Here is a 22,150-nt window from a genome sequence, read left to right as displayed (position 1 = left end):
GGCTTGCTAGCCGAACAGCGAGTCGAGGTGCGCGATGCTGGCGTCGAAGCCGGCGCTTTCGCGATAACCTTGCTGCAGGAACGCTTCCATCCGCGGATATAGCGCGATGGCCTTGTCGAGCACGGCGTCGCGTCCCGACGAATACGCGCCGACGTTGATCAGGTCGCGGTTGCGCTGATAGCGCGACAGCATCTGTTTGAACTGGCGCGTGCGATCGAGATGCGCGTCGCTGATGAGCGAGGTCATCGCGCGGCTGATCGACGCTTCGATGTCGATGGCAGGGTAGTGGCCCGCTTCGGCGAGCGCGCGCGACAGCACGATATGGCCGTCGAGAATCGCGCGCGCCGAGTCGGCGATCGGGTCCTGCTGGTCATCGCCTTCCGTCAGCACCGTATAGAACGCGGTGATCGAACCGCCGCCTTCCGGGCCGTTGCCCGTGCGCTCGACGAGCGCCGGCAGCTTTGCGAAAACGGAAGGCGGATAGCCCTTGGTCGCGGGCGGCTCGCCAATCGCCAGCGCGATCTCGCGCTGCGCCATCGCGTAACGCGTGAGCGAGTCCATCAGCAACAGCACGTGCTTGCCCTGATCGCGGAAATATTCGGCGAGCGAGGTCGTATAGGCGGCGGCCTGCATCCGCAGCAGCGGCGACACGTCGGCAGGCGCGGCCACGACGACGGAGCGCGCGAGACCTTCCTCGCCGAGAATCTGCTCGATGAATTCCTTCACTTCGCGGCCACGTTCGCCGATCAGCCCGATCACGATCACTTCGGCGCTGGTGTAGCGCGCCATTGTGCCGAGCAGCACCGATTTACCGACGCCCGAACCGGCGAACAGGCCCATGCGCTGGCCGCGTCCGACGGTGAGCAACGCGTTGATTGCGCGCACGCCGACGTCGAGGACCTTGTGAATCGGCTCGCGATGCAGCGGGTTGATGGTCGGTGCCGTGAGCGGCGCGTCGTTGCGCGAGTTGAGCGGGCCGAAGCCGTCGAGCGGCTTGCCCGATGCATCGACCACGCGGCCGAGCAGTTCCCAACCGACGGGCAGACGCTTCGCGCCCGCCATCGGGTCGGCGATGGGCGCCACTTCCAGCGGATAGACGCGCGCACCGGGCAGCAGACCGGCGACTTCCGTGGTCGGCATCAGAAACAGCTTGTCGCCATGAAAGCCGACCACTTCGGCTTCCGCCATCGTGCGCGAACTGCCGGGCGGCAGCTCGATCATCACTTCCGAGCCGACGGCCAGCCGCAGGCCGACGGCTTCGAGCACCAGACCGGCGGCGCGCGTCAGGCGGCCGCAGGCGCGCAGTGGGCGCGCGATCTGGTTGCGCTCGCGCAGGCCATTCAAACGATTGCGCCACGCCTGCAGATGCGGATTGGATGCGAGTGCGGGATCGGGCGCGCGCTTTTGCGCAGCCGCCGATTCGCGGCTCGCGGGCGCGGCAGCGGGATGAGCGCCACTGGCGTTGTCGCGTGCGTCGTCGTGCGTTTCATCGCGGGTTTGGCTCGCCGCATGCGCGTCCGAAATCGCGGACTCCAATGCCGCGAGCGACTCTTCCATCTGCGCGACGGTGAGCGCTTCCGCGCCGAACGACGCGAGCGCCAGCTCGCGCTCGAGTGGCGTGAGGTCGCTGTGCTGAATGTCTTCGATGGTCGGCTTTACCATGTGCTCGCCTTGCCGAGCGCAGCCGTCACGCGCTCCCAGCGCGTGCCGATGCCGGCGTCCACTTCGCCTGTCGTGGAGACCGCCCGGCAGCCGCCGCGTTCGATCGCGGGGTCGGTGCGCACGCTCCAGCCGCGCGTCTGCAGTTCTTCCAGCAGATACGCTTCGACGACGGGCAGATCGGCAGGACTCACGATCAGAGCCGGTGCGCCGACCAGCGCCGGTTCCGTCGCCATCACCTCACGCGCGGCGGCGATCAGCGCCGTCGGATCGTGCTGGACATGCTGGCGAACCACTTGTTGCGCGATGTCGAGCGCGAGCGCGACGATCGTTTCGGACAATTCGTGCTGCACGTTGTCGAGCGCGGCTTTGAACGTCTCGGCGAGCGCGGCAAGCTGCGCGGCTTCCGAGTGCGCTTCCGCCTGACCCTGCTCGAAGCCTTGCGCGCGGCCCTGTTCGTAGCCGGCCTGATAGCCGAGCGCCTGACCGGCCACATGGCCGGACGCGACACCCTGCGCATGCGCGGTGTCGCGCAGGCGTTGCAGTTCGGCTTCGAACGCGCCGTCGTCGACTTCGGGTTCCGGCTCCGGCACCGGGTCGAACGAGGCCATCTCCCAGCGCTGGTAGGCCGAGAGGCTTTCCTTGCGCACGGGATCGTGGTCAGACATATGCATCTTCCGCCTTGCCGCCGATCACGATTGCACCCGACTCGGCGAGGTTGCGCACGACCTGAAGGATCTTGCGCTGTTGCGTTTCCACTTCCGACACGCGGACCGGGCCGCGTGCGTCGAGGTCTTCCGCGAGCAGCTCGGCTGCGCGCTGCGACATGTTCGACAGGAATTTCTGGCGCAGCGCGGGCTGCGCGCCCTTCAGCGAGATGATCAGCGTTTCCGACTCGACTTCCTTCAGCAGCAGCTGGATACCGCGGTCTTCCAGGTCGAGCAGGTTGTCGAACACGAACATCTGGTCGATAATCTTCTGTGCGAGTTCCGCGTCGTACTGGCGGACGTTGTCGATAACCGATTCTTCGTGATTGCCCGGCAGGAAGTTGAGAATTTCCGCCGCCGTGCGGATGCCGCCCATCGGGCTGCGCTTCAGGTTGTCGCTGCCCGAGAGCAGGCCTGTCAGCACGTCGTCGAGTTCGCGCAGCGCGGCGGGCTGAATCCCGTCGAGCGTCGCGATACGCAGCAGCACGTCGTTGCGCAGCCGCTCCGTGAAGCACGCGACGATTTCCGACGCCTGATCGCGGTCCAGGTGGACGAGAATCGTCGCGATGATCTGCGGGTGCTCGTTCTTGATGAGTTCCGCGACGGCCGCCGAATCCATCCACTTCAGGCCTTCGATGCCGCTCGTATCGCTGCCTTGTAGGATACGGTCGATGATCGCGCCCGCCTTGTCGTCGCCGAGCGCCTTGGTCAGCACGGAGCGGATGTAGTCGTTCGAATCGAGCGAGAGGGCAGTGTGCTTGTCCGCCTCGGAGACGAACTCGTGCAGCACCTCGTCGATCTGCTCGCGGGTGATGTTCTTCAGCGACGCCATTGCGACGCCGATCTTCTGGACCTCACGCGGCCCCAGAAACTTGAATACCTGAGCCGCCTCTTCCTCGCCGATCGACATCAGCAGGAGCGCGCTCTTCAATACGCCTTCAGTGCTCATCGGACACCCAGCTCTTCACGACGGTTGCAACGATCTTCGGATCCTGACGCGCGATCTGACGCGCATATTCGAGGTTCCGCTCATATTTGGCCTTGTCGCTTTCCAGCGAGACCAGCGATCCTTCGACTTCCTCTTCGGCGGCGATGGCGGCTGCGCTCGGCAGACCGTCGAGCACCGGCTCGTCCGGCGACATCAGCGCCGGTACAGCCGGCTCCGGCGGCGGGAACGCGCGGCGCAGCGCCGGCTTGACCATCACGAAGTAGAGGAACAGGGCGACTGCGCCGATGCCGACGTACGTCGCGATCTGCTTGTACATCGCGATCATGTCCTTGGTGCGCCACCACGGCAGGTCGGCATCGGGGTCGACGATCTGCGTGAACGCGCTGGTCTCGACGTTGACCGAGTCACCGCGTGCCTTGTCGTAGCCCATCGCGTCGCTGACCAGCAGCTTGACCTGAGCGAGCTTGTCGGCGGGAACCGGCTGCATCGTCGCGTGGCCCTTCGCGTCGACGACGCGCATGTAGTTCACCACCACGGCCACCGACAGACGCTTGATACCGCCAACCGCCTGCTCCGTGTGGCTCACGGTCTTGCTCAGCTCGTAGTTGGTGGTCGAGTCCTTGTGGTCGCTGATCGGCGTCGTCGTCACGCCGCTGGCGCCATTCGCGCTGGCGACGATGGGCGCGGACGCCGGCTGCGGCGGCTGGTTAGACAGCGCGCCCGGTACGCCCGAGGCGCCGCCCTGCGACATTTCCGTCGCGGTGCTGGTCTGCTGGCTGCGGACGGCGGCCTGCTGCGGGTCGTTGTTCGGGGCGTAGGCCTCCGAGGTCGACTCGTGCCGGGAGAAATCGATGTCCGCGCTCACCGACGAATGCGCGTTGCCGGCGCCGAACATCGGTCCAAGGATCGCGTCGATGCGCTGCTGCGTGTTGCGTTCGATCTGCTGCACATACTTGAGCTGTGTCGCGTCGAGGCCGCTGCCGCTGACGCCTGCCTGCGTGAGCAGGTTGCCGTCCTGGTCGATGATCGTCACGTTGCGCACGGGCAGGTCGGGCACGGCGGACGCGACCATATGCGTGATCGCCACGACCTGGCCTTCGTCGAGCATGCGGCCCGGGTACAGGTTGACCATCACGGATGCCGACGGCGCCTCGCGGTCGCGCACGAACACGGTCGGCTTCGGAATGGCCAGATGGACGCGCGCCGACTTGACCGTCGAGATGGATTCGATCGTGCGCTGCAGTTCGCCTTCGAGCGCGCGCTGATAGTTGATCTGCTCGGCGAACTGGCTGATGCCGAACTTCTGGTTGTCCATCAGTTCGAAGCCGACCGAGCCGCTTTTCGGCAGACCCTGCGACGCGAGACGCAGGCGCATTTCGTGCACCTGATCGGCGGGGATCAGGATTGCGCCGCCCGCATCGGAAAACTTGTACGGCACGTTCGCCTGCTGGAGCGCGGCAACGATTGCGCCGCCGTCCTGATCGGAGACATTGCTGTACAGCACCCTGTAGTCTGGCGCGCGCGACCAGAGGATCAGCCCCGCGACCACGGCGACCAGCAACGCGACGGCGAAGATCAGCGGTGCGCGCGGGTTGCCGCGCATCTGCGACAGCGACGTGGGCAGGCCCGGGAAGCGCGTGGCGAATCCACCGCCCGTGCCGCCGAGGTCGAGGCCTGCAGCGCCGCCGGCTGCTCCCGCTGTGCCCGGCTGCGCGCCGGCGAGGCCCATACGGGCGTCGGGGTTGATCAAAGAGTTGGCTGACGAATCCATGCGTCGGGTTTCTCCGGAATGCTTTTGCGTTCTGCGGCTTACGGCGCCTTACCTTGCCTGCCGACAGAGACTTTCACGCTAGGGATTATCCGCATGGGTAAGCAACCCGATGCGCCGAATAGCGGGGGGTTTCCCCTTACTTTCACGGCTTTCACAAAAGGCCCGCTGCTATGCTTCCTGTCCAATCGGTGTATGGCGCGAACGCTCGCCTGCATCTCACTCAGGAGAGAACATGACGGCACTCATCAATCCGATCCAGTCGGCCTTGCAGCAGATGCAGGAGATGGCGGCCCAGGCTACGGGCGGCAGCGCCCCGGTTGGGAACGACAATGGCGCGGCCACGGCGGGCGGCTTCGCGTCGGCCCTGAAAGCCTCGATCGACAAGATCAGCGGCGACCAGAAGAGCGCGATCGGCGAAGCCCATGCGTTCGAACTCGGCGCGCCGAACGTGTCGCTGAACGACGTGATGGTCGACATGCAGAAGGCCAACGTCGGCTTCCAGTTCGGACTGCAGGTGCGCAACAAGCTCGTGTCGGCCTACAACGACATCATGCAGATGGCCGTCTGAGACGCCTGCGACGCGTGTCGCAGGCGATTGCGAGCCGCCGCCGGTCTCTGGGCGGCGGGGCGCGGTCGATGCAGGCGGCATCGCGTTGCGTCTGTCGCAAGCGTGCGCAGCGCCCCGTCGCTCGCCTCGCCGGGCAGCCATGCGTGCCGGTTCAGCGCACCGTGCCGGTGCAGCGGCCCACCGTTCGCAGCCAACGCGAGCCCGGGCGCTGTGCCGCGCATCTTTCCTGACGCTTCCTTCCAGCGGGCTAAAGCTTTATTCGTATGAACCGATAACCTTGATACAAGGGCTGGCCGGAAGGCGTGCGGCAGAATTGCGCAGCGCTCCGGCGGGCCGTCCGCTGTCAGTCTGATCTGATCGTCATCTGTAATACAGGAGGAGCGCCGATGTTTTCCCCGGGACACTCTGGAGCCAATGCCTACGCTCGGGTTGGCGTGGAGACAGGGGTGATGGGCGCCAGTCCCCATCGCCTGATCGTGATGCTCTACCAGGGGGCACGCAAGGCCGTTGCGCAGGCGCGCATGCATCTGCAACAGGGTGACATTGCGGCGCGCGGCGAGGCGATCGGCAAGGCCATCCAGATCATCGGCGACGGGTTGCAGCAGGCGCTCAACGTAGAAGCAGGCGGTGAAATCGCGGAGCGTCTCCATGCGCTCTATAGCTATATGACTCGGCGACTGCTCGAGGCGAACCTCAAACAAAGCGATGCGATGCTCGTCGAAGTCGACGGCTTGCTGGCTACGCTCGAGGAAGCCTGGATTGGAATCGCGCCGGAGATTGCGCGGATGGCGATGCAGTCATCCGCCGAAAGCATGAGATGAGTTCGAACGCAGAATATTTCGCCCGCTACGAGGCGATCGCAGCGATTTCGGTCCGGATGGTGATGGCAGCGCGAGACGCGCTCTGGAACGATCTCGTCCTGTTGCAGGACGAGTACCGGCATCTCGTCGACGCGCTGAAGCACGCGGAAGACGGCGTACGCCTGTCCGACGACGAACGCTCGCGCAAATTCGCCCTGATTCGCCAGATCCTCGCGAACGACGCGACGGTCCGCGATCTCGCGAACCCGCGCATGGCCAAGCTGCAGGCGCTGTTCGCGCCGAGCCGCCCGGCCATCGTGCTGAAAGAACTTTACCAGGCGCGCTGAGCGCTTTCATAACGTCCAATACGAGCCGCTAGCGGCCACGCTGCGTCAATGCGCGAGAGGAAGCGGGGATGAACGGAATCGACACGGCGGTGGCCTCGCTGCTGGCTAGCCGCATCGACAGCCTGCTTCCCCTCGGCTCGCGATCCAGCGCGACGACCGCACAGACCGACGCGTCCCTGAACGTCAGGCAGCCGCCCGGTGCGCCCATCGCGATGATGCCCGCGCCGTTGCCGGCGTCCGCGCAGACGGTGCTGTCGGCCGTCGCGCTGACGCTCGACGCGATCACGCGCTCCGGCGGCGAGGCGACGCCCGCGCTGGTCGGCCAGCTCCCCGTTTGGCCCGCAGCGCCCGCCATCGACATCGCGCCTTTGCCGCTGTTCGACACGGGCGCGAACGCATCGCAGACGGCCGCTTCCGGTAACCCCGCAGCGGCTGCCGCGCCGGCGCAGAACGCGGGCGGCACGAATGCCGCGCACGGCGCGGACGCGGCGGCGAACATCGTCGCCGCGCCTTTGCCCGTCGCCGAGCTGGCGGCCGCGCTCAGGCGTACCGTCGACGAAAGCGGACTCTTCTACGAATCGCATCTCGCGCAGTGGCTGTCGGGGCAACGACCCGTCGAATCGCTTGCAGGCGAGCCACAGAATCGCCTCGCCGACGCGGCGTCGCAAGCGCCGCTCGACTTGAGCCACGATGCCGACGAATCGAACGCATGGGCGCAAGGCCGCCCGTCGGGCAACACGGGCGCCGCGGCTTTTGCGGCCGCCGTTGCCGCGGCGCGCGGCACACCTGAAGGCCCGCACACGCAGTCGGCACGCTTCACGACGTTCGATCTGGCGACGCACGACATCATCGACACGCCCGACCAGCCTGGGCAATCGACGCAGAATCCGGCGCCGGCCCATGCAGCTGGCATCGACGACGCCAGCGCGCGCCAACAGCAATCGATGGCGGCGGCGCTGCACCCCGCGACGATTCCCCTCGTGCGCCAGCAACTCGATCTGCTCGCGACGGGGCAATTCCGCTGGACGGGCGAAGCGTGGCCGGGCGCGCGCCTCGACTGGACGATCGAGCAGGAGGGCGACGAATGGCGGCGCAGCGGCAACGGCGCCGCATCCGCCGACGACGAATACCCTTGGCGCACGCGCCTCACGCTGTCGCTGCCCTCGCTCGGCACCGTCGATGCCGAACTCACGCTGACGGGCTCGCGGCTCGTCGCGCGCGTGCAGGCGAGCCCTGGCGGCGCGGCGCGGCTCGCGGCGCAGGGTGAGACCTTCCGCCAGCGCCTCGCGCAAGCGGGCATCGAGTTGAGCGGCCTGTCGATCCTCGAAATCGGCGGAAGCATGCCGGCGGGCGGCGCGGCAGCGGCAGCGGCTGCCGCTGCGGCATCGGCGTATGCGCGCTCGACGGCGGACAACACCACGCAGAACGACGCCGCCGACAACCACGATTTCGACTGGGACATGCAATGAGCCGCACCAGTCGCAGGAGCGCGGCGGCGCTGGTCTACGATTCGCACGGTCACGACGACGCGCCGCGCATCGTCGCGAAAGGCTACGGGATCGTCGCCGAGATGATCGTGCAGCGCGCGAAGGAAGCGGGCCTGTACGTGCATCAATCGCCCGAAATGGTGTCGCTGCTGATGCAGGTCGATGTCGACTCGCGCATTCCGCCGCGGCTGTATCAGGCCGTCGCGGAATTGCTCGCGTGGCTGCATCGGCTGGAGAGCGGCGCTGGCGATGCGTCACCCGTCATCGACGTGGTTGCCACCGACCTTCCCCCCGACGCGTCCAGCGAGCTTTGACGACCGGCGTCAGAACCGCATCATCAGGCTGAGCAGCGCCCGCACGCGCCGGCCGTACGGCGGCGTGATCAGCCCGCGCGCGTTGAAGCGCGCCTGCGTCAAGACCGGCTTCATCTTCGAGAACGTGACGAAGCCTTCGTACCCGTGATACGCGCCCATCCCGCTCGCGCCGACGCCGCCGAACGGCAGGCTCTCGCACGCGAGATGCATCAGCGTTTCGTTGACGGACATCCCGCCCGCGATGGTTTCATGCGTGACGCGCGCAATCGCCGCCTTGTCGTCGTCGTACAGATAGAGCGACAGCGGACGAGGGCGCGCGTTGACGTAGGCGATGGCGTCGTCGAGCGAATCGTAGGGAATCACGGGCAGTAACGGGCCGAAAATTTCTTCCTGCATCAGCGTGGACGTGTCGGTCGCCTGCGTCACGGCGACGAGCGGAAAGCGGCGCGTGCTCGCATCGGGCGCGGCATCGGTGAGCGCGTGCAGTTGCGCGCCCTGTTCGCGTGCTTCGTCGGCGAGACGCTGCAGGCGCTCGAAATGACGCGGCGAAATGATCGACGTGTAATCGGGGTTGCGCGCGAAATCGGGATACAGACGCGCCATGCGCAAGCGTGCCCGCTCGATGAACGCCTGTTCCTTGCCGCGCGGCACGAGCACGTAATCGGGCGCGATGCAGGTTTGGCCTGCGTTGAGCGTTTTGCCCGCGACGATGCTGTCGACGGCGTAGTCGAAGCGCGCCTGCGGTCCGACGATGGCGGGCGACTTGCCGCCAAGTTCGAGCGTCACGGGCGTCAGATGCGTGACGGCGGCACGCATCACTTCATGGCCGACCTTCGTCGAGCCGGTGAACAGCAGATGATCGAATGGCTGCGCGCTGAACGCCGCTGCGAGCGTGGCGTCGCCGTTCACGACGGCGACGTGATCGCGGGCGAAAGTCTGTGCGATGAGTTGCTCGAAGAGCAGCGACGTGCGCGGTGTGAGTTCCGACATCTTGATGATCGCGCGGTTGCCGGCCGTGAGCGCGCTGATGAGCGGCCCGGCCGCCAGCAGCACCGGATAATTCCACGGCACGATAATGCCGACGACGCCCAGCGGCTGCGGCACGACCTTCGCGCGGGCAGGCAAGAGCCACTTGTTGGTCGCGCGACGCTGCGTTTTCATCCAGCGTTTGCCGTGACGCAGCGCGCCGTCGATTTCCTCTTTCACGAGCAGAAATTCGGCCAGCAGGATTTCTTCTTTTGCGCGATTGCCGAAGTCGGCGTGCATCGCATCGGCGAGCATGTCGCGATTGTCGAGCAGCACTTCGCGCAATGCCTTCAGATGCGCGGCGCGCTGTTCCCATGTCGGATACGGCGCGCGCAGATGCGCGGCGTCCTGTTCGCGCAGAAGCTCTTCCAGGGCCGCGATGTCCGGCCGATCGTTTTTCATTTCGTCGTGTCTCCCTGTGTTGTTGTGTGCTGCGTGAAGTCAGCCGGTGAACGCGCGATCGACGATCGCCTTATGGTCGAACGAGGCGGGCAGCGTACCGTACACGCGGCCGCTTTCGCCGCAGCCTTCGCCCAGCCGCGTCGCGATGAACGCATTGGCGACGAAGGCAGGCGCGTGCTGCGCGAGCAGCACCGCTTGCGCGATCAGCACGATCTGCTGCGCGATCCGGCGCGCGGATGCCTCGCGCGTTTCGGGTGCCGACGTCAGCGCGCGCATCAGATGTTCGAGCGCCGCGTTCAGCGCGGGATGGGTTTGCGCCACGTCGCGCCACGCGGCAAGCAGAGCCTGCGCGGCGTCGGGCTCGCGTTCCATCGCGCGCAATACGTCGAGACACATCACGTTGCCGGAGCCTTCCCAGATCGAGTTCACGGGCGCTTCGCGGTAGAAGCGCGCCATCGGCCCTTCTTCGACGTAGCCGTTGCCGCCCCAGACTTCCATCGCTTCGCCCGTGAATTCGAGCGTGCGCTTGCAAACCCAGTACTTCGCGGCGGGCGTGACGAGACGCCGCCACGCGCGTTCTTCAGGCGCGTTCGTGGTGTCTTCGAATGCGCGCGCGAGGCGCATGAACAGCACCGTTGCCGCTTCCGTTTCGAGCGACAGGTCGGCGAGCACGTTGCGCATCAGCGGCTGATCGGCGAGATGGCGGCCGAATGCGCTGCGATGCCGCGCATGGTGGATCGCCTGCACGAGCGCCGCGCGCATCAGCGCCGCGCTGCCGATCACGCAGTCGAGCCGCGTGTAGTTCGCCATTTCGATGATGGTCGGCACGCCGCGCCCTTCGTCGCCGATCATCACGCCGTAGGCGTCGAAGAATTCGACCTCGCTGCTCGCGTTCGAACGGTTGCCGAGCTTGTCCTTCAGGCGCTGCACGCGCACGGCGTTCTTGCTGCCGTCGGGCGCGAAGCGCGGCACGAAGAAGCACGACAGCGCTTCCTGATCTTCGGCGCGCGCGAGCACGAGATGCGCGTCGCACTGCGGCGCCGAAAAGAACCACTTGTGACCGACCAGCCGATACGCCGCGCCGCGTCCGCCGCCGTTCGCCGCGAACGCTTGCGTGCGGTTGCTGCGCACGTCGGAACCGCCTTGCTTCTCGGTCATGCCCATGCCGATCATCATCGAAGTCTTCTGATCGAGCGGGACGTCGCGCGGATCGTGCTCGCGCGAATACAGCTTGTCGCGCAGCGTGTCGAATAGCGCGGGCTCACGTTGCAGCACGGGAATGCTGGCGAAGGTCATCGTCAGCGGACAGAGCGAGCCGGATTCGAGTTGCGCGTGCAGAAAGTAGCCCGCGCAGCGCGCGACCATCGCGCCGGGCTGCGGATCGGAGAACGGCAGTGCGTGCAGGCCTTCGCGGCGCAGCAGGCTCAGCAACGTATGCCACGCAGGATGAAACTCGAGCGCGTCGATGCGCTCGCCTCGCGGGCTGAAGCTAGCGAGTTCGGGCGTGTGGCGGTTCGCCAGATCGGCGAGCGTGAGCACTTCCGGTTTTGTCAGCGCGGCGCCGTCGCGCGCGAGCGCCTCGCGATGCCACGCCGCGCCTTCGCGCTCGACGGCGGCGGCCAGCGCGGCATTGCTCGCAAACAGGTTGTAGTTCGCAAGCAGCGGGACCTGATTGGTCACTTCATGCGTGTTGCCGGGGCCGAACCGTTCCATCTGATGTCTCCATTCGATACACGCGCGCCGGTCGTTGCGCAGGGCGCTGTTTTATTGGAGCGCGCAAGCCATGTGCGTATAGGACGATGCGCGAAAGACCGTGTTTGAATGAGGTCCGCACGCGGTGTCGGGCGCGGACAGCACCTTTCATCATAGGGGCGCGTGGCGGGTTCCGTTTAGAGTGATCGCTCTGGCGCCGGCAGCGCGCGAACGCCTGGCGCTCCCTACAATGCGCAGACCAACACACGTAGACAAGTGTGCACGAGACAGATGTCGCCAGCAATTCGGCGCAGTCCATAGGAGGAGCGGATGCAATATGACTACGTCATCGTCGGCGCGGGCTCGGGCGGCTGTTCGCTCGCCGGGCGTCTCGCGGAGCAATGTCCCGATGCGACCATCGCGCTCATCGAAGCCGGCCCGCACACCGAGCGCAATCTGTTCGTCAACATGCCGCTTGGCGTCGCGGCCGTCGTGCCGTTCCGGCGCAAGACCAACTACGGCTATCTGACGACGCCGCAACCCGGCCTTGCCGGAAGGCGCGGTTATCAGCCGCGTGGACGCGGCTTCGGCGGATCGAGCGCGATCAACGCGATGGTGTACACGCGCGGCCATCCCCTCGATTACGACGACTGGGCGCGTCTTGGCTGCGATGGCTGGGCGTTCGACGACGTGTTGCTATATTTCCGCCGCGCCGAGGGCAACGAACGCGGCGCCGATGCGCTGCACGGCGCGGACGGTCCGCTCAACGTGTCGAACCTGCGGTTTCAGAATCCGTTTTCGCATCGCTTCGTGAGAGCCGCCGTCGAAGCGGGCTTCCCGTGCAACGACGACTTCAACGGCCCGCAGCAGGAAGGCGTCGGCTTTTATCAGGTGACGCAGCGCGACGGACAACGCTGGAGCGTCGCGCGCGCTTACATCTACGGCCGCTCGCGTCCGAATCTGCACACGATCGCCGATGCGACCGTGCTGCGTGTGGTGTTCGACGGCAAGCGCGCGAAGGGCGTCGAAGTGATGCGCGGCGGTGTCACGGAGACGATCGAAGCGCGCGCGGAAGTCGTGCTGTCGGCGGGGACGTTCAACTCGCCGCAACTGCTGATGTGCTCGGGCATCGGTCCCGCCGATCATCTGCGCGCGCTCGGCATTCCCGTACTGCACGACGCGCCCGAGGTCGGACGCAATCTCACGGATCACGTCGACTTCACGATCAATAAGCGTGTCTCGTCGGCACAAACGATCGGCTTCTCGCTGCGCGGCTTTGCGAAGATGGTGCCTGGCTTTGTCTCGTATCTGCGCAGCGGGCGCGGCATGCTGACGAGCAACGTTGCGGAAGCGGGCGGCTTTCTGAAAAGCCGGCCGACGCTCGACCGGCCCGATCTGCAACTGCATTTCTGCACGGCGCTCGTCGACGATCACAACCGCCACATGCATTGGGGCACGGCTATTCGCTGCACGTGTGCGTGCTGCGTCCGCGTAGCCGCGGCTCGGTCACGCTGGCGAGCAGCGATGCGCGCGAAGCACCCGTCATTGATCCCGCGTTTCTCAGCGATCCGCGCGATCTCGACCTGCTGGTCGAAGGGGTGCATCTGTCGCGGCGCATTCTAGACGCGCCGTCGCTCGCGCTGTGCGGCGGCCGCGAGCTGTATACGCGGCATGGCCAGACGGACGCCGAATTGCGCGCCACGATCGCCGCGCATGCCGACACCATCTATCACCCCGTTTCGACGTGCCGCATGGGCGGCGACGAGCGGTCCGTCGTCGATACGCAATTGCGTGTGCGCGGCGTGACGGGGCTGCGCGTGGTCGATGCTTCCGTGATGCCGACGCTGATCGGCGGGAACACGAATGCGCCGACGGTGATGATCGGCGAGCGAGCCGCCGATTTCATCGCCGCTGCGCGCCGTGCAGCGCCGAGTCCGGCGACCGCCGACGAGCCGGCGCGTGCCACGTGAAACGATGTGATTCCGGCGATGCACGCCGTCGATTGTGATAAAGCGCAAAAAGCGCCGTAAGAGAATTCCGATAAAGTTTGAAAATCATTGATCGCTTCAATTCTGAGATTTTCCCGCTCCTATAATCGCGGCCCAACGAAGGGCGCATGGGCGCGCGTTCGAAATTCAGGGAAACGAATCGATGAGTGTCAATGTGATTCAACTGGTCCGGTCTGCGTTGCCGGACACCGTAGTTCAACAACTGTCGAACTGCCTCGGATTGCCGCCGGAAGCAACGGCGAGAGTCGTGGACGTCACCACGCCCGCGCTCGTCGCCGGTCTGATGAACAAGTGCGCAACGGTCGATGGCGCGCGTGCGCTGTTCGCGACGATCCTCGGTCAGGAAGTCAACGCGGATGTCGCCGAACAGCTGCCTCGCCTCTTCGCTAGCACGACGGGTGTCACGCAGTTGTCGTCGACGGGACGTCAGTTGCTCGAGCATTCGTTCGAGCGCCGCATCGACGGACTCAGCGACACCGTATCGATGCAAACAGGCGTGCCCGCGCACGCGACGCATGCCGTGTCGGGCATTGCGGGCAGCATTCTGATGGGCGTGCGCAAGCGCCACATTCTTGAGCATCGGGGCAACATCGGTCAGTTGCCGACCTTGCTCGGCCAGCAGTTGCAGACCATCGCGCCGTTTCTGAACGACGGCCTCACGACCGTACTGGGGCTGGGCGGCGCGGCTGCCTTCGCGCAGACAATCGGCTCGCAGGTGCGCGCGGTGTCGTCGCATTTCGAACATCCCGCCGTAGCGCCAGCGCCGACGACCGCGCGCGCTCCCGTCGAATCCACGTTGTCTGCCACAGCGATTTCCGTTGCGGCGCCCGCGCGCGAAGTGCGCTATGTCGGCCCGAAGGCGAAGCACTGGTTCGGCATGGCGGCCTTGTCCGCGCTGATCGGTGCGATCGCTGCAATGCTGACGTGGGTGGCGTTGGCCTCGTGCCCGGCGGCGACCAGCTTTCTCGGTCAGCATGCCACCGCCGCTACGGTTGAGGCGCCGGCTGCTCCGACGCAAGCGGATGTGCAGCCCGGATCGCAAGCGCCGCAGGACGACGCGGCCAGCGCCGTCGGCAAGGTCGAAGCTGAAGCGGCACCCGCCGTCGCGAAGGACTCGCAACTGATCGTCGCCGTCGACGGGAAGGGCAAGCCGACGCTTACCGCGACCGTCCAGAACGTCGCCGAAAAATCGGCGCTGCTGAACGCGCTGACGAAGAAATTCGACGCCGGTAACTTCAACGCCGACATCACCGTCGACGAAAGCCGTAAGGCAGCCGACTGGCTCGCGCAGATCGACGCGCTGATGCCGATGCTGTCTACGCCGGGTGCGGAGATGAAAATCGACGGCACGCGTGTCGAGCTGAGCGGCACGGCCGCCGATGCGAAATCGGGCTGGCTCGATCGTCTGAAGTCGCTGTTTGTCGCGCAATACCAGGTGAGCGCATTCGATGCGGCGCAAGCCGTTGTGAACGCCGCGCAGTCGTTCAAGAACGCGGCGAAGTCGCTGGGCGCGTCGTGCGCGAGCGCGGATGTCGTCAGGACGCTGAACCTGCAGGTCGTCAATTTCGCATCGCGTGACGCGCACGTGCCGCAGTCCGCGCTCGACGATCTGAACCAGTCCGCGCAACTGCTGAAGTCGTGCGCGACGAGCGGCCACGCGCTGAAACTCGAAGTGGCCGGCTTCTCGGATAATCTCGGCAGCGAATCGGCGAATCTGGAACTGTCGAAGGAACGTGCCGACGCCGTGTGCGCCTTCCTCGTGAAGGCCGGCGTGCCCGCAGATGCGCTCGTCGCGCATGGCTATGGCAACGTCCGTCCTGTGGCGAGCAACGCGACGGAAAGCGGACGCTTCGCGAATCGCCGGATCGAATTTAGCGAGGCGCAAGCTCAGACGACGCAGGCCCAAGCGCCGGCTCTGGCGAAGTAAGCGTCGTCAGTCCGCGTAGAAACGCAGGACACGATGCCGCCCGGTGCAAACCGGGCGGCATTTTTCATTTCAGCGGCGGTTTCACGCGATCCGGCGTAGTCGTGGGCGAGTCGAAGGTCAGCGGGTGCGTGAAGTTGTCGGTGGTCAGTCCCGGCAGCGTTTCGCGCGCGACCTCGAGCCATGCGCGCGCCGCGTGCGACAGATACCCCTTGCGCCGCCAGCCGATCGCCATTTCCCACGGAATCTCCGGCGCGACGACGGGCCGGCAGGTGAACTGCGCCGCGTCGAGCCGCCGGCAATACGGCGCGGGCAGAAGCGCAATGCCGACGCCCGCCAGCACCAGCGCCGCCATGAAATCCCAATGCCCGCTGCGTCCGACGATGGTCGGCGCGAAACCGGCCGTGCGGCACGCCGTCAGCACGACGTCGTTGAGCGCGAGGCTTTCGCCGTAGAACACGAACGGTTCACTGGCGAGATCGGCGAGCGGCACTTCCTGCAACTCATCCCAGCGCGAACCCTGACGCGCGACGAGCCACAGCACCTGGCGGCTCATCGGCAGCACGTCGATCATGTCGTCGACGGGTTGCAGCACGCCGCCCAATTCCAGTTCGCCGGAAATCAGCGCGGCTTCGATGGCTTTCGAGCCCTGTTCGAAGAGTTTCAGCTCGATCTTCGGATGGCGCTGACGGAACGCGGCGATGGCGGGCGTGAACAGCGACCCGCCCATCGGCGGGATGCCGATCGTCAGCTCGCCGCGCCCGAGTTTGTCGAGGTCGTGCAGCTCGGCCTGCAACTGCGCGTAGGCGGCGAGCACGTCCTGGCCGCGCTGATAGACGATGCGCCCGGCATCCGTCAGCACCATTTGCCGTCCGTCGCGCAGCAGCAGCGGCGAGCCGGTTTCGTCCTCCAGCGCCTTCACCATCTTGCTGATGGTCGGCTGCGTGACGAACATCTGCTCGGCGGCGACGGTGAAGCTCTGTTGTCGAACGACTTCAACGAAATAGCGAAGCGCGCGCAGTTCCATGTTCGTAGCCCTCGGAATTCCAATTTGGAATGAAGCAGATAATTCTAAGTCATTATATTTATGTTGCACCGCACCCTATACTGAATCTCATCCAAAAGTCACCTAGGGTTTGCCATGATCTCGCCGCTGATCGCCCGTCTTGCCGCTTCTGTCCGCCTCGATGCGACGTCGCCCGTCGCGAAGATCGGCCGGATCGCCGTGCAGAGCGCCGGGATCACCGCAGTCTGGTTCGCCGCCGACTACGTCGTGCGCCGTTTTGGCTTGCCGGTGCCGGGCGGCGTCGTGGGCCTCGTCGCGCTGCTTGCGCTGTTGTTCTGCGGCGGCGTCGCGCCGCGCTGGGTGAAGGCGGGCGCCGACTGGTTGCTGTCGGACATGCTGCTGTTCTTCATTCCCGCCGCCGTTGCGGCCGTCCAGTACGGCGGCCTGTTCCGCGAAGACGGCTGGCGTCTTGCGCTCGTCGTGGTCGCGGGCACGCTGATGGTGATGGTGGCTGTCGCATTCGCCGTCGAACAGGCCGCGCGACTCGAACGCCGTCTCGCGCTGCGTCGCGTGATGGTTCAGCGCTCGCCTGTCGAACGTCGTCCTGTTAGCCGCAACTTCCTCTAATCCCCGTCCCGGAACGTTCCGCCGATGAGCGCCTTCTACACGTCCCTTTTCGCCGACGACGCCTCCCGGCTCATCGCCGCCGGCTGCTTCGTGCTGACGGTGGCGCTCTATTTCGCGTCGAAGGCGCTGTATGCGCGCTTCAGATCGCCGTGGCTCACGCCGCTTCTCGCCGTGCCCGCGGTGCTGGCCGCGATCGTCGTTATCGCGCGGATTCCGTACGCTGTCTACTTTCAGGACACGCGCTGGCTGATGTGGCTGCTCGGCCCGGCCACGGTCGCGTTCGCGGTGCCCATCTACGAATACCGCGATCTGCTGCGGCGGCACTGGATTTCGCTCACCGTCGGCGTGACGGTCGGCATCATCGTTGCCGTGGGCGGCTCGCTCGCGTTGTCGAAGCTGCTGCATCTGTCGCCGGAACTGCAACGCAGCCTGATGACGCGCTCGGTGTCGACGCCCTTCGCGCTCGCCGTCTCCGACAAGATTCACGCGCCGAAGGACCTGACTGCGCTGTTCGTCATCGCGACGGGCGTTTGCGGGATGCTGTTCGGTGAACTCGTGCTCGCGCTCGTGCCGCTGCGCACGCGGCTCGCGCGCGGCGCGCTGTTCGGGGCGGCGGCACATGGCGTCGGCACCGCGAAGGCGCGTGAGCTGGGCAGCGAAGAGGGCGTCGTCGCGAGCCTGACGATGATGATCGCCGGCGTCGTGATGGTGCTGCTCGCGCCGCTGTTCGGGATGCTACCGCTTTGACGTAGCCGTGAATCGGCAACTAATTTGGGATGAACGGCGGCGCGCTCGCTCTATGATTGCCGGTGTCGTTGATTCCAGAGACCCGTCCAGGCGATGCTTCCCATTTCCGTCATCATTCCCTGCTACAACGCCGAACAGACGCTCGCGCGTACGCTCGATAGCTGCATCGCGCAGGCCGAAGCCGCGCAGATTCTCGTGATCGACGACGGCTCGCGTGACGCTTCGCCCGACATCGCTGCCCAATACGCGCAGCAGCACCCGCAGATCGAACTGCTGCGCATGCCGCAAAACGGCGGCGCAGCCCGCGCGCGGAACTGGGGCGCGACGCATGCGTCGCACCCGCTGCTGGCTTTCATCGACGCCGACGACGAATACATGCCGCACGCGCTCAGCGCTGCCGCCGCCTTCCTGCACGAACATCCGGGTCAGCCCTCGATCCGCCTCGACGTCGAGTATTGCGGCTTTCCCGCCGACATCGCAGGTCATCCGCAATTCGACATTCACGCGGCGACGCTGAGCAACACGGTGCCGAGCAGCCTCGTGATCCGCCGCTCCGTCTATGCCGCGTTCGGCGGATTTCCGCTCGACGACGTGTTCCGGCGCCACGGCGGCGAGGACGGTGCGTTTTCACTGGCGCTGCTGAATATCTTCGGCAATCCGCGTCTCAATGACCGCAAGCGCGTGCGCATGCACTATCACCCGAACATCCACGCAGAACGGTATTTCCGCATTTCGATGGGCATGCTCCAGGCGTCGGACGAACTCGTCAACTCGACGCGCGAAGCGTCGTGGCGCTACGTGCGCCGCGCGTATGAAGCGGTGAAGGAATTGCGCGGCGTCGAACTCGCGCCACATCTGAGCGCGCAATCGGGCGCAGATTCACCGCCAGATCAATCGGCATAAGCTGAATCGTCATACCGCAAGCCATCTCGTTTTGCTACAATCGCCACTCGTCTTCGAGGAGCGTTGCGACGGGTTCGACCCGCCAGGCTCGAAGGCTTTCAATCGGAAGGATTGGACGCGCGCCGCGCCTACAAACCAACCGCATCGAACGGCGCTCACGTCAAATTTCTAGTCATTTTTAGAAAGGAGGGCGTGATGAACGCCGCAGTTATGGATTCCAAAAATTCTCAGGATTTCGTTGTTGCCGACCTGTCGCTGGCTGACTGGGGCCGCAAGGAACTCACCATCGCCGAGACCGAAATGCCCGGTCTCATGCAAACCCGCGAAGAGTACAAGACGCAGCAGCCGCTGAAGGGCGCGCGCGTTGCGGGTTCGCTGCACATGACCATTCAGACTGGCGTGCTGATCGAGACGCTGACGGCACTCGGCGCTGACGTTCGCTGGGCATCGTGCAACATCTTCTCGACGCAGGATCACGCCGCCGCCGCCATCGCGAAGGCCGGCACGCCCGTGTTCGCGTTCAAGGGCGAATCGCTCGACGAATACTGGGAATTCTCGCACCGCATTTTCGAATGGCCGAACGGTGAGTTCGCCAACATGATCCTCGACGACGGCGGCGACGCAACGCTGCTGCTGATCCTCGGTTCGAAGGCCGAGAAGGATCGCTCGGTGATCTCGAAGCCGACCAACGAGGAAGAAGTCGCGCTGTACAAGTCGATCGCCGCGCATCTCGAAGTCGACCCGACGTGGTACTCGAAGCGCCTCGCGCACATCAAGGGCGTGACGGAAGAAACGACAACGGGCGTGCACCGCCTGTATCAGATGGAGAAGGAAGGCCGTCTGCCGTTCCCCGCGATCAACGTGAACGACTCGGTCACGAAGTCGAAGTTCGACAACCTGTATGGCTGCCGTGAGTCGCTCGTCGACGGCATCAAGCGCGCGACCGACGTGATGATCGCCGGCAAGATTGCGGTTGTGGCCGGTTACGGCGACGTGGGCAAGGGCTGCGCGCAATCGCTGCGCGGTCTGGGCGCGACGGTGTGGGTCACGGAAATCGATCCGATCTGCGCGCTGCAAGCCGCGATGGAAGGCTACCGCGTCGTGACGATGGAAGCCGCTGCGCCGCACGCCGACATCTTCGTGACGGCAACGGGCAACTACCACGTGATCAACCACGATCACATGAAGGCGATGCGCAACAACGCGATCGTCTGCAACATCGGCCACTTCGACTCGGAAATCGACGTTGCGTCGACGCGCCAGTACCAGTGGGAAAACATCAAGCCGCAAGTCGACCACATCATTTTCCCGGACGGCAAGCGCGTGATCCTGCTGGCTGAAGGCCGCCTCGTGAACCTGGGTTGCGCGACGGGCCACCCGTCGTTCGTGATGTCGAACTCGTTCACGAACCAGACGCTCGCGCAGATCGAACTGTTCGTCGACGGCGCGAAGTACGAGAACAAGGTTTATGTTCTGCCGAAGCAGCTCGACGAGAAGGTCGCGCGCCTGCACCTCGCGCGCATCGGCGCGAACCTGACGGAGCTGTCGACGGAACAGGCTGGCTACATCGGCGTCGACAAGAACGGTCCGTTCAAGCCGAACCACTACCGTTATTAAGCCGCAAAAAGCGGCATGACAGGTGCAGCCGCCTGCTTCGGCACGCGGCTGCACCGGACGAAGCGCACGCCCATGCAAGGCATTGCATCGGCTGATGCTTCTCGCGTGCCTTCGAGTTCAATTCGGACTTCACGCCCACAGACGACCAGGAGCTGTCCATGACTGTATTGCTGACCTGGGTGATCAATGCGCTCGCGCTGCTGATCATCACCTACCTCGTGCCGTCGATCCACATTCGCAGTTTCGGCACTGCGCTGATCGTCGCGCTCGTGCTGGGGCTCATCAATGCCGTCTTGCGGCCGGTGCTGATCCTGCTGACGTTGCCCGTCACGATTCTCACGCTTGGGCTCTTCATTCTGGTGGTGAATGCGCTGTGCTTCTGGTTGTGCGCGTCGCTGCTGAAGGGCTTCGAAGTGTCGGGATTCTGGTCGGCGTTCTTCGGCTCGATCCTGTACAGCATCGTTTCGTGGCTGCTGTCCGCGCTCATCTTCGGCAACCGCGGCCTGAGCTGACAGGTGCCAACAGAACCATGAATCCCATCGAACTTTCATTCGAATTCTTCCCGCCGAAGACACAGGAAGGGCTCGACAAGCTGCGTGCGACGCGCGCGGAACTGTTGCCGCTCAAGCCCAAGTTCGTGTCCGTTACGTTCGGCGCTGGCGGTTCGACCCAGCAAGGCACGCTCGACACGGTGCTCGACATAGCGAAGGACGGCCTCGAAGCCGCGCCGCACCTGTCGTGCATCGGCTCGTCGAGGGAAAGCTTGCGAGCGATTCTCAACGAGTATCGCTCGCATGGCATTCGCCATATCGTCGCGTTGCGTGGCGATTTGCCGTCGGGCATGGGCGCAGTCGGCGAGTTGCGCTACGCGTCGGAACTGGTGAGTTTTATTCGCGCCGAATTCGGCGACTGGTTCCGCATCGAAGTCGCGGGATATCCCGAGTATCACCCGCAGTCGCGTTCGCCGAAGCATGATCTCGAGAACTTCGCGCGCAAGGTGAAGGCGGGTGCCAATTCGGCGATCACGCAGTACTTCTTCAACGCTGACGCGTATTTCCGGTTCGTCGACGATGCGTACAAGCTTGGTGTTGATGTGCCTATCGTGCCGGGCATCATGCCTATCACGAACTTCTCGCAGTTGATGCGGTTCTCCGAAATGTGCGGCGCAGAAGTGCCGCGGTGGGTCGCGCGACGGCTCGAAAGTTTTGGTGATGATCGCGAGTCGATTCGGGCATTTGGCCTCGATGTGGTGGCGGATCTTTGCCGCCGTCTCGTTGATGCGAAGGTGCCTGGGCTGCATTTTTACACGCTCAATGGGGCGGCTGCGACGAAGGCTATTTGCGAGCGGCTCGCTGGCTGACCGGTTTTTTGGTTTTTCTGTTTTTCTGTTTTTTGCAAAGTCGGTGTGCGTGTGAGCGTGCACCGATTTTTTTTTGTTCGTCTGCGGCGGTGTTTGCTGCGCAAGCCGTTTTGGGTTGTTTGACTTTTCGCTGGCATCCGGGGGGGCGGTGTTTGCTGTGCAAGCCATTTTGGGTTGTTTGACTTTGCGCTAGCATCCGCGAGTTGCTATCTAGCTTCACGCGTCGCCCCTGTGC

Annotated in this window: 19 protein-coding genes, 1 pseudogene and 1 riboswitch; of the genes and pseudogenes, 13 read left to right on the top strand and 7 right to left on the bottom strand. The window is 65.0% G+C overall.

Annotation, left to right across the window (positions count from 1 at the left end; all coding sequences use genetic code 11):
- Nucleotides 1-6: 6 nt before the first annotated feature.
- Genes fliI through fliF form a run of 4 tightly spaced genes read right to left on the bottom strand, consistent with a single transcriptional unit; the run spans nucleotide 7 to nucleotide 5,086 of the window.
- Nucleotides 7-1,662 carry a flagellar protein export ATPase FliI gene (fliI, locus tag H1204_RS16755; protein ID WP_180729161.1) on the bottom strand — a complete coding sequence of 552 codons (1,656 nt, stop codon included), beginning with the start codon at nucleotides 1,660-1,662 and terminating at the stop codon, nucleotides 7-9.
- On the bottom strand, nucleotides 1,656-2,333 hold the full coding sequence (fliH, locus tag H1204_RS16750; RefSeq protein ID WP_180729160.1) for a flagellar assembly protein FliH: 678 nt from the start codon (nucleotides 2,331-2,333) through the stop codon (nucleotides 1,656-1,658). The genes fliI and fliH overlap by 7 nt, the downstream gene beginning before the upstream one ends.
- Complete coding sequence (gene fliG, locus H1204_RS16745) at nucleotides 2,320-3,315, bottom strand: flagellar motor switch protein FliG (protein ID WP_042315518.1); 996 nt, start codon at nucleotides 3,313-3,315, stop codon at nucleotides 2,320-2,322. The genes fliH and fliG overlap by 14 nt, the downstream gene beginning before the upstream one ends.
- Nucleotides 3,305-5,086, bottom strand: a complete 1,782-nt coding sequence (gene fliF / locus H1204_RS16740; RefSeq protein ID WP_180729159.1) for a flagellar basal-body MS-ring/collar protein FliF — start codon at nucleotides 5,084-5,086, stop codon at nucleotides 3,305-3,307. The genes fliG and fliF overlap by 11 nt, the downstream gene beginning before the upstream one ends.
- Nucleotides 5,087-5,318: 232 nt before the next feature.
- On the opposite strand from fliF, the gene fliE reads away from it, so the two are divergent.
- The 5 genes from fliE to H1204_RS16715 all read left to right on the top strand — a co-directional run bounded on the left by fliE (nucleotide 5,319) and on the right by H1204_RS16715 (nucleotide 8,602).
- Entirely contained in the window at nucleotides 5,319-5,654 is a 336-nt protein-coding gene (gene fliE, locus H1204_RS16735; protein WP_091778885.1) for a flagellar hook-basal body complex protein FliE, read from the top strand.
- Between the two features lie 386 nt (nucleotides 5,655-6,040).
- The gene (gene fliS, locus H1204_RS16730) at nucleotides 6,041-6,475 is read left to right on the top strand and encodes a flagellar export chaperone FliS (protein ID WP_007577111.1); all 435 of its coding nucleotides are present in this window, start codon (nucleotides 6,041-6,043) and stop codon (nucleotides 6,473-6,475) included.
- On the top strand, nucleotides 6,472-6,801 hold the full coding sequence (locus tag H1204_RS16725; protein WP_180729158.1) for a flagellar protein FliT: 330 nt from the start codon (nucleotides 6,472-6,474) through the stop codon (nucleotides 6,799-6,801). Before fliS ends, H1204_RS16725 begins: the two co-directional genes overlap by 4 nt.
- A gap of 68 nt (nucleotides 6,802-6,869) precedes the next feature.
- Nucleotides 6,870-8,270, top strand: coding sequence for a flagellar hook-length control protein FliK (locus H1204_RS16720; protein WP_180729157.1), 1,401 nt, complete (start codon nucleotides 6,870-6,872; stop codon nucleotides 8,268-8,270).
- On the top strand, nucleotides 8,267-8,602 hold the full coding sequence (locus tag H1204_RS16715; protein WP_180729156.1) for an EscU/YscU/HrcU family type III secretion system export apparatus switch protein: 336 nt from the start codon (nucleotides 8,267-8,269) through the stop codon (nucleotides 8,600-8,602). Before H1204_RS16720 ends, H1204_RS16715 begins: the two co-directional genes overlap by 4 nt.
- 9 nt (nucleotides 8,603-8,611) lie before the next feature.
- On the opposite strand, the gene H1204_RS16710 is transcribed toward H1204_RS16715, so the two are convergent.
- Both H1204_RS16710 and H1204_RS16705 read right to left on the bottom strand, forming a co-directional pair.
- Nucleotides 8,612-10,030 carry a coniferyl aldehyde dehydrogenase gene (locus H1204_RS16710; protein WP_180729155.1) on the bottom strand — a complete coding sequence of 473 codons (1,419 nt, stop codon included), beginning with the start codon at nucleotides 10,028-10,030 and terminating at the stop codon, nucleotides 8,612-8,614.
- Nucleotides 10,031-10,069: 39 nt separating this feature from the next.
- The gene (locus H1204_RS16705; protein WP_180729154.1) at nucleotides 10,070-11,743 is read right to left on the bottom strand and encodes an isovaleryl-CoA dehydrogenase; all 1,674 of its coding nucleotides are present in this window, start codon (nucleotides 11,741-11,743) and stop codon (nucleotides 10,070-10,072) included.
- 309 nt (nucleotides 11,744-12,052) lie between these two features.
- Between H1204_RS16705 and H1204_RS16700 the strand changes: the two are divergent.
- Both H1204_RS16700 and H1204_RS16695 read left to right on the top strand, forming a co-directional pair.
- Nucleotides 12,053-13,692 (top strand): annotated as a pseudogene (locus H1204_RS16700) (GMC family oxidoreductase N-terminal domain-containing protein).
- Between the two features lie 181 nt (nucleotides 13,693-13,873).
- On the top strand, nucleotides 13,874-15,658 hold the full coding sequence (locus tag H1204_RS16695) for an OmpA family protein (protein WP_180729153.1): 1,785 nt from the start codon (nucleotides 13,874-13,876) through the stop codon (nucleotides 15,656-15,658).
- 64 nt (nucleotides 15,659-15,722) lie between these two features.
- On the opposite strand, the gene H1204_RS16690 is transcribed toward H1204_RS16695, so the two are convergent.
- Complete coding sequence (locus H1204_RS16690) at nucleotides 15,723-16,682, bottom strand: LysR family transcriptional regulator (RefSeq protein ID WP_180729152.1); 960 nt, start codon at nucleotides 16,680-16,682, stop codon at nucleotides 15,723-15,725.
- Nucleotides 16,683-16,796: 114 nt separating this feature from the next.
- On the opposite strand from H1204_RS16690, the gene H1204_RS16685 reads away from it, so the two are divergent.
- From H1204_RS16685 to metF, 6 genes are all read left to right on the top strand, one after another.
- Nucleotides 16,797-17,288, top strand: coding sequence for a CidA/LrgA family protein (locus H1204_RS16685; RefSeq protein ID WP_180729151.1), 492 nt, complete (start codon nucleotides 16,797-16,799; stop codon nucleotides 17,286-17,288).
- 24 nt (nucleotides 17,289-17,312) lie between these two features.
- Nucleotides 17,313-18,035, top strand: a complete 723-nt coding sequence (locus tag H1204_RS16680; RefSeq protein ID WP_035991544.1) for an LrgB family protein — start codon at nucleotides 17,313-17,315, stop codon at nucleotides 18,033-18,035.
- Nucleotides 18,036-18,128: 93 nt separating this feature from the next.
- Complete coding sequence (locus H1204_RS16675; RefSeq protein ID WP_180729150.1) at nucleotides 18,129-18,938, top strand: glycosyltransferase family 2 protein; 810 nt, start codon at nucleotides 18,129-18,131, stop codon at nucleotides 18,936-18,938.
- A 49-nt stretch (nucleotides 18,939-18,987) separates the two neighbouring features.
- A riboswitch (S-adenosyl-L-homocysteine riboswitch) is annotated at nucleotides 18,988-19,102 on the top strand.
- Nucleotides 19,103-19,133: 31 nt separating this feature from the next.
- Nucleotides 19,134-20,555, top strand: a complete 1,422-nt coding sequence (ahcY, locus tag H1204_RS16670) for an adenosylhomocysteinase (RefSeq protein ID WP_042315540.1) — start codon at nucleotides 19,134-19,136, stop codon at nucleotides 20,553-20,555.
- Nucleotides 20,556-20,713: 158 nt separating this feature from the next.
- Nucleotides 20,714-21,067, top strand: coding sequence for a phage holin family protein (locus H1204_RS16665; RefSeq protein WP_007577130.1), 354 nt, complete (start codon nucleotides 20,714-20,716; stop codon nucleotides 21,065-21,067).
- Between the two features lie 17 nt (nucleotides 21,068-21,084).
- On the top strand, nucleotides 21,085-21,915 hold the full coding sequence (metF, locus tag H1204_RS16660; RefSeq protein ID WP_180729149.1) for a methylenetetrahydrofolate reductase [NAD(P)H]: 831 nt from the start codon (nucleotides 21,085-21,087) through the stop codon (nucleotides 21,913-21,915).
- Nucleotides 21,916-22,150 lie beyond the last annotated feature (235 nt).

The sequence above is a fragment of the Paraburkholderia sp. PGU19 genome (assembly GCF_013426915.1).
Lineage (GTDB): Bacteria > Pseudomonadota > Gammaproteobacteria > Burkholderiales > Burkholderiaceae > Paraburkholderia.
This window is presented reverse-complemented; position numbering and strand designations above follow the sequence as displayed.

Coding starts and splice junctions, on each gene's coding strand:
- fliI (WP_180729161.1), bottom strand. CDS start 1,662: ATGGTAAAGCCGACCATCGAAGACATTCAGCACAGCGACCTCACGCCA.
- fliH (WP_180729160.1), bottom strand. CDS start 2,333: ATGCATATGTCTGACCACGATCCCGTGCGCAAGGAAAGCCTCTCGGCC.
- fliG (WP_042315518.1), bottom strand. CDS start 3,315: ATGAGCACTGAAGGCGTATTGAAGAGCGCGCTCCTGCTGATGTCGATC.
- fliF (WP_180729159.1), bottom strand. CDS start 5,086: ATGGATTCGTCAGCCAACTCTTTGATCAACCCCGACGCCCGTATGGGC.
- fliE (WP_091778885.1), top strand. CDS start 5,319: ATGACGGCACTCATCAATCCGATCCAGTCGGCCTTGCAGCAGATGCAG.
- fliS (WP_007577111.1), top strand. CDS start 6,041: ATGTTTTCCCCGGGACACTCTGGAGCCAATGCCTACGCTCGGGTTGGC.
- H1204_RS16725 (WP_180729158.1), top strand. CDS start 6,472: ATGAGTTCGAACGCAGAATATTTCGCCCGCTACGAGGCGATCGCAGCG.
- H1204_RS16720 (WP_180729157.1), top strand. CDS start 6,870: ATGAACGGAATCGACACGGCGGTGGCCTCGCTGCTGGCTAGCCGCATC.
- H1204_RS16715 (WP_180729156.1), top strand. CDS start 8,267: ATGAGCCGCACCAGTCGCAGGAGCGCGGCGGCGCTGGTCTACGATTCG.
- H1204_RS16710 (WP_180729155.1), bottom strand. CDS start 10,030: ATGAAAAACGATCGGCCGGACATCGCGGCCCTGGAAGAGCTTCTGCGC.
- H1204_RS16705 (WP_180729154.1), bottom strand. CDS start 11,743: ATGGAACGGTTCGGCCCCGGCAACACGCATGAAGTGACCAATCAGGTC.
- H1204_RS16695 (WP_180729153.1), top strand. CDS start 13,874: ATGAGTGTCAATGTGATTCAACTGGTCCGGTCTGCGTTGCCGGACACC.
- H1204_RS16690 (WP_180729152.1), bottom strand. CDS start 16,682: ATGGAACTGCGCGCGCTTCGCTATTTCGTTGAAGTCGTTCGACAACAG.
- H1204_RS16685 (WP_180729151.1), top strand. CDS start 16,797: ATGATCTCGCCGCTGATCGCCCGTCTTGCCGCTTCTGTCCGCCTCGAT.
- H1204_RS16680 (WP_035991544.1), top strand. CDS start 17,313: ATGAGCGCCTTCTACACGTCCCTTTTCGCCGACGACGCCTCCCGGCTC.
- H1204_RS16675 (WP_180729150.1), top strand. CDS start 18,129: ATGCTTCCCATTTCCGTCATCATTCCCTGCTACAACGCCGAACAGACG.
- ahcY (WP_042315540.1), top strand. CDS start 19,134: ATGAACGCCGCAGTTATGGATTCCAAAAATTCTCAGGATTTCGTTGTT.
- H1204_RS16665 (WP_007577130.1), top strand. CDS start 20,714: ATGACTGTATTGCTGACCTGGGTGATCAATGCGCTCGCGCTGCTGATC.
- metF (WP_180729149.1), top strand. CDS start 21,085: ATGAATCCCATCGAACTTTCATTCGAATTCTTCCCGCCGAAGACACAG.